The sequence below is a fragment of the Paenibacillus sp. FW126-R14 genome, assembly GCF_058789495.1.
In genome coordinates, this window is sequence record NZ_JBYTBS010000008.1 from 191,359 (window position 1) to 202,002 (window position 10,644).

Consider the following 10,644-nt stretch of genomic DNA (forward strand, 5'->3'; position numbering starts at 1 on the left):
TCTGCAGGCTCTTTGTTGGTGCCATTAGACTACTTTAGTGCTTCTTGTGAGGCAGGTTGCTGCCTGGCTGACCGTCACCTTGTGTCCTGAAATTCTTCGCGGCTTTCCTCTGCTTGTCGTGCAGCTTGCTAATGAAATGACTATCCATGAGCATTCGCCTCCTGAAGAAAGAATGGCACTACCTCTATAGAATGTCACGCTAGCTCGAGATTTAAACGCATGGCTAAATTTAGTATAGCGCCTCTGGCTTCAGCATCTGTTTTGACTTTTTCGTACAGCGCTTCGAAATTGCTGCGGTTTTCGATGAATTCAGGTTCTGTTCTAATTGCGGTTTGCGTCCAATTAATAAGCACATTTTCGGCTTGTGTCAGTTCATTAAAGGCGCGGTGCAGACCGACGCGTTCAATGATTTCTTCCATCTCCGCCTGTCCGACTTCTTTGCCCGCCTCTTTCAAATCAGCGATCCGTTTATCCGCTTGATGACTGATTTGCACAAAATGCTCCCGGGAAGCTAAATAATCGATTTGCGCTTTGGAATGCTTCTTTTTCATTGCCATCACCTTCCTATTTTCGTCAATTGATTTGCCTCTTAGCAACCATCCTGTAAACAATCCTAACACAAAATCTGCCAAAGGCTGCCCCCGCCCTCCCTCGGACAGACATTATATACCGCCATTTTGCATACCTTTTATCATCATTCTCTCTTCAAAAAGAAAGGAAGGAACGTCAATGTGCGGAATAACGGGTTGGATAGATTGGCGGAAAGACTTGACCGGGTACCCGTCCATTCTAGAAAATATGACGGAAACGCTCCATTTGCGTGGACCAGATGCTTCCGGTACTTGGATTTCACAGCATTGTGCCCTCGGCCATCGTCGTCTTAGTGTCATGGATCCGGAAAACGGCGCCCAGCCCATGATCCGGAAACAAGGTGACTACACGTATACGATCGTATATAATGGCGAACTTTATAATGCCCCTGAGCTGAAAAAAGAGCTTGAACTGCGCGGCCATCATTTCCGCACAACGTGCGATACGGAAGTGCTGCTTGTTGCCTTTATGGAATGGGGGCGGGCTTGTGTAGACCGTTTGAATGGTATTTTCGCATTTGCCGCATGGGATGATCAAGAACAATCCCTCTTCTTGGTGAGAGACCGGCTTGGCGTAAAGCCGCTTTTTTATTCTCATCAGAACAGTGTTCTTCTATTCGGTTCCGAACCAAAAGCCATTCTCGCCCATCCGGACTTTCAAGCGGAAGTCGGTGCCGAAGGCTTAGCTGAAATCTTCGCAGTAGGGCCTGCACGCACGCCTGGGCACGGCATCTATCGCAATATGTCCGAGTTGAAGCCGGGACAATGCGCCGTTTTTGACCGCAACGGCTTATCGATCCGGACGTACTGGAAGCTGGAGAGCCAGCCGCACCCGGATGATATTGACGCTACGGCCAATCAGGTTCAGCATCTGCTGAACGACACAGCCCAGCGGCAGCTTGTTTCTGACGTTCCCATCTGCACGCTGCTGTCCGGCGGGCTTGACTCCAGTGCGCTTACGTCGCTCGCTGCTGAGCACTACAAAGAGAGCGGAAAAGGCGCTCTGCATACTTTTTCGGTCGATTACAAAGATAACGATAAGCACTTCAAGGCCAACGTATTTCAACCGAATTCCGATGCCCCCTGGATTAAGCGGATGACCGATCATCTTGGCACTGAGCATCATTATATTGAGTTCGATACGCCCGAGCTCGTGGAATCTTTGAAAACAGCCGTTTTTGCTAGGGATACACCGGGAATGGCCGATGTTGACGGGTCCCTGTACTTATTTTGCCGCGAAATCAAAAAGAATGCCACCGTTGCGATCTCCGGCGAGGCTGCGGACGAAATCTTCGGCGGATACCCGTGGTTTCACAACGAGGAAGCCCTCTCTGCGAACACGTTCCCTTGGTCGCTGAAGCTGCCCAATCGGGTCAATCTGCTGGCGCCGGATCTAGTGGATTGGATTAAACCGGCCGAATATGTCAGCAATCGGTATCAACAAGCATTAAGCGAAGTGCCGCGGCTGGCGGGCGAAACGCAGCAGCAAAACCGGATGCGGGAAATGTCTTACCTCAACATCACGCGGTTCATGCCGACGCTGCTCGATCGCAAAGACCGCATGAGCATGGCGGTTGGACTTGAAGTAAGGGTTCCTTTCTGCGATCACCGCCTTGTTGAATATGTATGGAATATTCCTTGGGAAATAAAAACATCCGGGGATCGCGAGAAAGGCATTCTGCGAAAAGCGCTGAAAGGCGTTCTGCCCGATGATGTCCTGACCCGCAAGAAAAGCCCGTATCCAAAGACGCACAATCCGAATTATTTGGCAGCCGTTCGCAAATGGGTACTGGAAATTCTCGATGACTCCAGCTCCCCCCTGCTGCCTTTCATTGATGTCAAACAAATACGCGCGCTCGCCAGCTCGGACACGAACGACTTCGATCTTCCATGGTTCGGCCAGTTGATGACGGGACCTCAAATGTTCGCCTATTTAGCACAAGTAGACACCTGGTTGCGAACCTATAAAATTTCGATCCGTTAATATAAAAGGCCTGCTGTCCACTGATGCGGAAGCAGGCCTTTTTCATTAGGATTCGTTTTGATCAGGCAGTCTATCCAAAAACAACCGTAAAGCTTTGGCGCGGTGACTGATTTCATTCTTCTCTGCCACCGTCAGCTCCGCCATCGTTCTGCCCAGAGCGGGAATATAAAACAACGGATCATAGCCGAATCCGCTTTCTCCGCGCGGTTCAGCGATGATGTAACCCTGACAGGTGTCTTCAGCTTCAATAGTCTCATTGGCTACCGGATCGATTAGCGTGAGCGCACAGACAAAGGCAGCCTCGCTTAGAAGCTTAGGCCCACCGTCTTCCTCCGGCAATCCTTCGGCAGGGCCAATCTCATTCAAAGCTTGGAGCAGCTTTGCGTTGTTATCCTCATCCGTTGCGTTTTCCCCGGCATATCTGGCCGAATAAACACCCGGAGCGCCGCCCAGCTCCTTTACGCACAAGCCTGAGTCATCTGCAAGCACAGGAACATGCAGATGCGCCGAAATGATCTGCGCTTTGATCCGCGCATTCTCTGCAAACGTCGTCCCGCTTTCCACGATGTCCGGAAGGTCCGTATACTCAGCCAAGCTGCGAACTTTGTAACCTTTGGGACCAAAAAGACTCTCAAACTCCTTCACTTTGCCCTCATTGCGCGTTGCAATAACGACGATATTACTTCGTAGCCGCATGTTGTGCACCTCGAATACGATCTGCGATAGGGCCCAGCACCTTGCATTGCTCTTCGATCATCGTATGAATCCCCGTTTCCGCAAGGGCAAGAAGCTCATCCAATTCTTTACGTGAAAAAGGAGCATCCTCGCCGGTTCCTTGGATTTCTACAAATTGGCCCTGCCCTGTCATCACGACGTTCATATCCACCTTAGCCTGCGAATCCTCTTCATAGTTAAGATCGAGACGCGGGGTTTGGCCGATAACGCCGACAGAGACAGATGCCAGGAAGTCGTTGATCGGGAACTTCGCCAAATTTTTATCTGTCGCCAGCTTGTTGATGGCAAATGCCATGGCAACGAATGCACCCGTAATCGAAGTGGTGCGTGTGCCTCCGTCAGCTTGGATGACATCGCAGTCCAGTGTAATGGATCTCTCGCCCAAAGCTTCCAAGTTAACAACGGAACGAAGCGCACGGCCGATTAGACGCTGAATCTCCATCGTGCGTCCGCCCAGCTTGCCTTTGGCAGCCTCACGTTGATTTCTAACCTGTGTGGCACGCGGCAGCATGGAATACTCAGCCGTTACCCATCCTTTGCCTTGGCCTTTCATAAAAGGCGGGACGCGTTCTTCAACCGTTGCCGTACAAATGACTTTCGTATCCCCGACCTCAATAAGTACCGAGCCTTCTGCATGTTTTATGTAATGGGGGGTTATTTTCATAGGGCGCAATTCTTCATTCGTTCTTCCGCCAATTCGCATAAATCGTGTTCTCCTCCTGTTGCTTCCACGGGAAGCTGATTCTCTCGCCCCATTGTAACAAAGTAGCCGGAGAAAAGCACCCTCATCCAGAACAATGCTGCCCGGCTGGCCAAAAGGATGAGAAAGGATGAGAAAACCCCTTATGCAGGAAAAGCTTTTGCATAAGAGGTTCGATACTCCGGGTCAAGCTGGTTACAGCTTGGTCGGATTGATATGAGCCGGTCTCGCAACAGGCTTGGTGTAATTCTGCGTGCTGTCTGAGGAAGTAAATTTCACAGCGCCGTCCACTTTAATCTGAACTTGCTTAAAGCCTGTATTCTCAGTCAACGAAAGAATAACGGATTTCAAAGCATCTTCGGACGCTTTCTGGTCTGCGCCAAGCAGCTTGTTCGAGAAATCCACCGTAATCACGGTATCGGCCGGATTAATACTCTTCACTTCCGTTGCGGCATTCAGAACGCCAGCCAGCCCCTTCTTCTGATCAGGCCCTTTGATGAGCTGATCAACAACGGCTTTCGCGACATTATCCGTTCTTTTGACTAGTCTGGTAACCGGAACATAATATTTGTAATTTTGATCGTTTTGATTCAAGAAATAGAGCGTCACTGGCGTGGATTGCCCGAACTCCGCATCTTCCGCCTTCTCCAAGTTAATCCCCATCGAACGCGCCAGCGGTGTATCCAGCGGCGTTTTGCCTTTCGGCATTTCTTTGAGATCCTTGCCATCGACACGAAGCTGCACTTTCTCTACGGTCGGGAAGTTTGTCAGATTCCAAGTGATGGCTTCCAGTATTTTTCTTTCATTTTGTTGGTCATACGTGAGAAACTCTTTAGAGAAATCAACGATGGCACGTTTGTCTGATGTCACATTCAAGCTAATGACTTTCGTGCCTTTCGGCAGCAAAGCCTGAAATCCCGATGGAAGCAGACTGGAGACAGGACCGCCGTCCACCATGTACTCCAGCGTCGTTTTGGCAACGGACACCGTTTTCGGCAATCCCAGACTGAGCGGGGCCACGAAGCCTTTGGCATCTTTCACATACACCGTCATTTGCGATGAGTTATCGTCGATCATGTCGATCGTGACCGCAGCTGATGTCGTCTTAGCGTCCGCTTCCGCACCCGTGGTCGGAGGTGCATCGATGTCAGCTTTCTTCCCAGTTCCCAGAACCGAACATCCTGTGGTCAGCAAGGCAATCACCCCCGCGATAGCGGCTGAACGAATCCAATGTTGATGTTTCATTTGCTTATTTCCTCCTTCGAGTTTTTGCAGAAGCCTCCTCAGAAGCATCTGCCGCATACTTCCTTCGGCATGGCCTGTACATTGCTTTTTCGTATTATTATGTATACGGGACTTTGTCCGATTTATAACTACTTTTTGTCCACCTGCTTAAAAAAGTCAACCCGAAAAAATAGGTCCCCTTTCCGATGAATCCCTATCCTTTTCGGCATCGTAACTTGATATGCTATACTTGTAGAACAGACTGATTTTGATCTAATTGGAGGCGCTCAGATGAGAACATTCCTCAAAGACAAAACGCTCATTTTCAACGAATTCAGGGAAGAAGTTTTCAGTCACTATCCTCAATCCGTCATCGAAGAAGCTGTTGCCCGCCTGCTCGTCGAAATCAAAGGCATTAAGAAAATTCCTTATGAGATGATCACAACGACTTTGCTCGGTGTTTTAAGCAAAACCGAAACCTATAACGTCATGACCACGCTCATGGAACTGCAAAAAAAGGTCAAACACGATTCCGAGCTGCTCGCAAGCATGAAAGACCCTGCCTATAACGTGCATCGTACCATTGCCATGTCGATTTGCGGGCTGTATGGCAGCGGCGCAGCTTCCCTCTTCGGTTTCGTGGATTGCAAATTCCGGTTTTTCTTCCCGACGAAGCGCCCTAAATCGTTTATTTCAAAAGGGATCTGCGCAATTGTAGCCTCAACGGCAAGCGTCATCATTTCGGAAAATGTGAAAGTCGATTATACGCAGCGCAATCTCGCCATGCTCGCAGCAAGAGGCGTCCAGCTTGAGGATATGGTGGAGATTCTGGACCAGCTTCAGCGTCCCTATAACCCGGATATGCCGCGCAGCCTTTGCGAAGAGCACATCGTTGCCGTGCTGCGCAAGCAGCAGACCTTCCACGCCCTGCAGTTGGCGATCAAAATAGATACCGCCGTCGAAGCCGGGGAATTCAACCGGCAATACAATCATATCGTCGGCCAGGACGAAGGGCTTTTTGGCGTGGATGAAAGCATCGCGACGGCCGTTCCGCTCATGTACGGAACCATTGCGCTCACGAATTTCGGCTATCTCGACAAAGAGAAAATCGGGATCATCAAAGACCTCGACAGCGACCACTCCGAGGGAAAATGCAATACGTTCATTGACGACATGGTATGCGGCATTGTGGCTGCAGCCTGCGGCCGGTTAGCGCACAATAATGTGCCTACGTATAGTAAGCCTTTGAAGTAGGCGGGGGGCGGCGAACCTTCTCCGTTTGGGAAAGGGAACTAGGGGGCGCTATTGAAGCAAAATCAGCTGGTTGCAGCAGCAAAGGGGAACTACAGGGCCTTATTTTCCCTCAAACAGCCGATTTCAGCCTAAATCGGCGAAATAAGGGACCCTAGTTCCCTCTAATCTGCCAAAGGCCGCTTATGCAGCGAATAGAGGAACACAGTTTTCTTTTGAAATGAACCAGAAGCACTTTGTAACCTGGATCAGCCGTTAGAAAACATAAAAAAGCGCACCAGATTCCGCTCGCTGGGATTAACAGGCGGATTTGATGTGCTTTTTGTGTTCTTCAGAGACCTACACAAACCATTTACCCCGACCAATAAGGCTGTTTTTCCGCGCTAACTTATGCTAAATCCGCAAATTGTCTGAGATAACGCTGTTATACAAGCTTAACTCCTCAGCAAGGCCCTATCCCCAACTTGCCTCCCCCACGCCGAATTACCGCCGCAAAAACAAAAAAGCCCATTAATAATGGGCTAAAATCACAGCAATATCTTTATCATTAAATTGAAAGGCGCCTTCTTCTGTTTTAGCAAAGTGATGGCCTCTTGACTCGATATATTGGCAGAGTCGAAACAAAATGCCCGGTTCCACATTCAGGAGCTTTGAAAGAGAGAACACATTTTTTTGCTCAGAGATTACTTCCATCATGGATTGTAATAGCCTCCTAAAGATGTAATGTACTTGTTAGTCATTATCATAGTACATGCACGAGATCACTTACTGTCGAAATGTTGGGTTAACAAAACGTTCACTTTTAACGTGCCGGGCACTGACAACATAAAAACCCTCGAAATCTCCAGTAGGAGGCCTCGAAGGCTTGCATGGATCCCTTTGCTGACGGAATCAGATCTTTAATTCCCCAAGCTTGATCAGTTCTACAACCGCTTGTGAACGACCCTTTACGTTCAGCTTTTGCATGACATTCGAAATATGATTTCTCACAGTTTTTTCACTGATAAAAAGCTGCTGTGCGATATCCTTCGTCGTTTTGTCCTGCACTAATAGTTCGAATACTTCGCGTTCGCGGTTCGTAAGTAGAAATTTGTTTTTGTGGTCGCTGCCCATGGATGTGTGTCACCCCTCCTTGCTCGGGTATTGGGAAATACAAGGTTAAGGGATACAGTCAAAATTAGTTTATGAAGGGCTGCTGCCAATGGTGCGGTATGGACGCAAAAATAGGCGTTATCCGCTTTTGAGTTTCTATCCGATGCGTGGTAAGCTGAAATGAGGCATTCTTTTGAGCAAGGGAGGTTTCTTATGTTCAAACGTGATTATTTTATGCGGCAGATTGAACAAATGACTCAGGTACTGCATCGTATTCTTTTTAATAAGGAACATATTCCGCTTGGGGATGCTCAGCAGCAATTGGATGAAGCGAGCCGGCATTTGCTTGGGCTCAACGTTCGCTCCCTGCAAGCTTTGTCAAGCAAGGACATTTTGGAACTGCTTTCCTATCATGGAAATTTGGATACAGCGAAAGCGATGGTCATTGGGGATATGTTTATCGGCCGTGGAGATCTGCTGAAACAACATGAACAAACCGATGAGGCTTACCTGGCTTATGTAAAATCTCTTGATTTGCTGCTGCACCTGTCGCTTTCCTCCGAGGTTGATCCTAAAGATGAGGAGAATGCGGAGATTTCGTCCCGAATTATGACGAGTCTTGATCGGCTTAAGGCATGGATGGTCCCGGAGGATATGAAAAGACTGCTCTTCGCTCACTACGAGAAACAGGGCGATTATGCGAAAGTGGAAGATGTTTTGTTCCATTATATGGAGGATCATCCGGATCAGAAGGATTTAATCGGACAAGGCATTATTTTTTATGAAAAATTACTTGATATGGAAGATTTGCAGCTTGAATCAGGCAACTTCAGTAAAGAAGAAGCAAGGGATGGCTTGCGCATTGTGAAGCGGAAAATGGACTCTTTTGAAGAAATTTTAAATGATCATAAATAGAAATTGAAGGTGTTGACAAATGGCTTGGTATCAAGAAAGTTTTGGGAATGATTATTTGCTTGTTTATAAGCATCGAGATATGCAGGGCGCGTATCATGAAGTGAAGAAAATGATGGACTGGCTTGAGCTGAAGCAAGGTGCGGAGGTTTTGGATCTATGCTGCGGGATGGGGCGTCACTCCATGGCGTTGGCGGATTTTGGCTATGAAGTCACGGGAGTGGACTTGTCGGAGGTACTTTTGAATGAAGCCATACAATTGGACAACCAGAAACGAGTGACTTGGGTTCGTGGCGACATGCGGGAAGTCCCCCTCCATCGCCAGTTTGATGCGGTTGTGAATTTGTTTACTTCTTTTGGCTATTTTGATGAGGATGAACAGAATGAAGCGGTATTTCACGAGATGAATCGGCTTTTAAAAAAGGGCGGACGCTTCATTATCGATTTCTTGAATCCGGTTTATATTCGGGCTCACCTTGTTCCGCAATCTCAGCGTATGGAAGGAGATATTCACATTCGTGAAACAAGAGCCATTGAAGATGGTTGTGTGCGCAAGCGAATTGTGATTTCCCAGGAGGGTGCTCCGGGCCGGCAGTATTTGGAGCAAGTTAAACTATACGACCGATCGGCGTTCGAAACGATGCTGCAAAAAGCAAATTTACATATTGATCGCGTGTACGGCGGTTATGACGGTCAGAATTATGAGGCTGAGGTATCGGGCCGGATGATTTTTGTAGGGCACAAGGAAGGATGAGTACGCGCAAATGAACATTGTGACGGAGCATACAGATGAGATTACGCAAGTGAAGGTGCCGCTGCCCTTTCCGCTTCGCTGGGTGAATGCTTACCTGATCCGCGGCAGCAAAGGGTACACGGTCATTGATCCGGGGCTGCATACCCCGGACGCTGAGGCGCTCTGGCTGCAGGTGCTGCAGGAGCGCGGAATTGGCTTCGAGCACGTCGAGCAGATCGTGCTCACGCATCACCATCCCGATCACTACGGGATGGCGGGGTGGTTCCAGGAGCGCACGGGCGCGCCGGTTCTCCTCTCGGAGACCGGAAATGCGCAAGTGCAGCTCCTGTGGGGACCGGGGGAGCCGATGTCGGCGCGGCTGCTGACGCTTTTTGCCCGACACGGCTTCCCGGAAGCCGGGGTGGAGGAGTTGGCGAAGCACATGGTGAGCTTCGTCGAATTGGTTTCCCCGCAGCCGCAGGTTACGCTGCTGCGGGAAGGACCCGTGCGCCTCGGGGACCGCGTGTACGAAGCCATGGAGACCCCCGGTCATGCCGCGGGTCATCTGGTCTTCTATGACCCTTCGACGGAGGTGATTTTTTGCGGCGACCACGTCCTGCCGCAAATATCGCCGAACGTTTCCTTCCTCCCGGAGGTGGAAGAGAACCCGCTCGGCGAGTACCTTCGCAGCCTGCAGGAGATCGGCAGGCTGAAGGTCAAAATGGCTTACCCCGGGCACCGGGAGCCGTGGTCTGGCTTTGGCGCACGCACCGAGGAACTGGTGCGCCATCACCATGAGCGGCTTGCGCTCATGGAGGGACAGCTAAGCGCGCCGCTTAGCGCTTATGAGGTGTGCCGTGCGACCTTCGGCGACCGGCTCAGCACGCATCAGATGAGGTTCGCGCTGTCGGAGACGATCGCTCACCTCATCCTGCTGGAAGCGGAGGGTCGCATCCGGTTGGCCGATCCTGCCGCGGAGCTTCTTCAATATATGGCGGTTGGCCGCGGCGAGTAATCAAGGAGCCCTTGGGCTCGCGACATATGCCCAACAAGCAGCTGGATTTGATGAGAAAAGTGCATCGGATCCAGCTGCTTTTCGTCTTTTTCGCAGGAGTTAAGCTTGTTTGACAGCGTTATCGCAGGCAAATTGCTGATTTGGCATAAATCAGCGCGGAAAACAACGTTACAGATTTACAACTCCCCCATACGAAGCAATAAGAGTCTTCGAGAGCTCCTATTTGCGCCAAATGTGGTGATTCATCCTGAATAGAAGTCTTTTGAAACTCCTATCTCCGGTGGAACATGCAAGAATGTGAGAGAAATGGACCTCTCCCAGAATTTAAGCTTGTTTAACAGCGTTATCCCAGACAATTTGGGGCATTAGCATAAGTTAGCGTGGAAAGAGGGCGATTCGGCGTTCGGG

The 10,644-nt window shown here is 49.7% G+C and carries 12 protein-coding genes; 5 read left to right on the plus strand and 7 right to left on the minus strand.

The features are described 5' to 3' along the window. Positions 1–34: 34 nt before the first annotated feature. Entirely contained in the window at positions 35–148 is a 114-nt protein-coding gene (locus tag AC3WRW_RS08420; RefSeq protein ID WP_082562468.1) for a DUF4023 family protein, read from the minus strand. 46 nt (positions 149–194) lie between these two features. Then, positions 195–551, minus strand: a complete 357-nt coding sequence (locus AC3WRW_RS08425; RefSeq protein ID WP_492545885.1) for a hypothetical protein — start codon at positions 549–551, stop codon at positions 195–197. Positions 552–729: 178 nt separating this feature from the next. Here AC3WRW_RS08425 and asnB point away from each other — a divergent pair, with 178 nt between their 5' ends. Further along, a complete protein-coding gene (gene asnB, locus AC3WRW_RS08430; protein WP_492545886.1) occupies positions 730–2,574 on the plus strand; it encodes an asparagine synthase (glutamine-hydrolyzing) in 1,845 nt (614 codons plus the stop codon). A gap of 45 nt (positions 2,575–2,619) precedes the next feature. Here asnB and AC3WRW_RS08435 read toward each other — a convergent pair whose 3' ends face one another. The 3 genes from AC3WRW_RS08435 to AC3WRW_RS08445 all read right to left on the minus strand — a co-directional run bounded on the left by AC3WRW_RS08435 (position 2,620) and on the right by AC3WRW_RS08445 (position 5,254). Then, positions 2,620–3,270, minus strand: a complete 651-nt coding sequence (locus tag AC3WRW_RS08435) for an XTP/dITP diphosphatase (RefSeq protein WP_492545887.1) — start codon at positions 3,268–3,270, stop codon at positions 2,620–2,622. After that, positions 3,254–4,012, minus strand: coding sequence for a ribonuclease PH (gene rph, locus AC3WRW_RS08440; RefSeq protein ID WP_171686844.1), 759 nt, complete (start codon positions 4,010–4,012; stop codon positions 3,254–3,256). Before rph ends, AC3WRW_RS08435 begins: the two co-directional genes overlap by 17 nt. 192 nt (positions 4,013–4,204) lie before the next feature. Then, positions 4,205–5,254, minus strand: a complete 1,050-nt coding sequence (locus AC3WRW_RS08445; protein WP_492545888.1) for a GerMN domain-containing protein — start codon at positions 5,252–5,254, stop codon at positions 4,205–4,207. 270 nt (positions 5,255–5,524) lie between these two features. Here AC3WRW_RS08445 and AC3WRW_RS08450 point away from each other — a divergent pair, with 270 nt between their 5' ends. Next, positions 5,525–6,487, plus strand: a complete 963-nt coding sequence (locus tag AC3WRW_RS08450; protein ID WP_492545889.1) for a phosphatidylglycerophosphatase A family protein — start codon at positions 5,525–5,527, stop codon at positions 6,485–6,487. Positions 6,488–6,994: 507 nt separating this feature from the next. On the opposite strand, the gene AC3WRW_RS08455 is transcribed toward AC3WRW_RS08450, so the two are convergent. Continuing rightward, positions 6,995–7,180 carry a hypothetical protein gene (locus AC3WRW_RS08455; RefSeq protein ID WP_492545890.1) on the minus strand — a complete coding sequence of 62 codons (186 nt, stop codon included), beginning with the start codon at positions 7,178–7,180 and terminating at the stop codon, positions 6,995–6,997. Between the two features lie 195 nt (positions 7,181–7,375). Continuing rightward, positions 7,376–7,597, minus strand: a complete 222-nt coding sequence (locus AC3WRW_RS08460; protein ID WP_028556998.1) for a helix-turn-helix domain-containing protein — start codon at positions 7,595–7,597, stop codon at positions 7,376–7,378. Between the two features lie 192 nt (positions 7,598–7,789). Here AC3WRW_RS08460 and AC3WRW_RS08465 point away from each other — a divergent pair, with 192 nt between their 5' ends. The 3 genes from AC3WRW_RS08465 to AC3WRW_RS08475 are packed head-to-tail and all read left to right on the plus strand — an operon-like array spanning position 7,790 to position 10,236. Then, a complete protein-coding gene (locus AC3WRW_RS08465) occupies positions 7,790–8,491 on the plus strand; it encodes a DUF6483 family protein (RefSeq protein WP_492545891.1) in 702 nt (233 codons plus the stop codon). A gap of 19 nt (positions 8,492–8,510) precedes the next feature. Further along, entirely contained in the window at positions 8,511–9,242 is a 732-nt protein-coding gene (locus AC3WRW_RS08470; RefSeq protein WP_492545892.1) for a class I SAM-dependent methyltransferase, read from the plus strand. 10 nt (positions 9,243–9,252) lie between these two features. Beyond that, positions 9,253–10,236, plus strand: a complete 984-nt coding sequence (locus tag AC3WRW_RS08475; protein ID WP_492545893.1) for an MBL fold metallo-hydrolase — start codon at positions 9,253–9,255, stop codon at positions 10,234–10,236. The last annotated feature ends 408 nt before the right edge of the window (positions 10,237–10,644 follow it).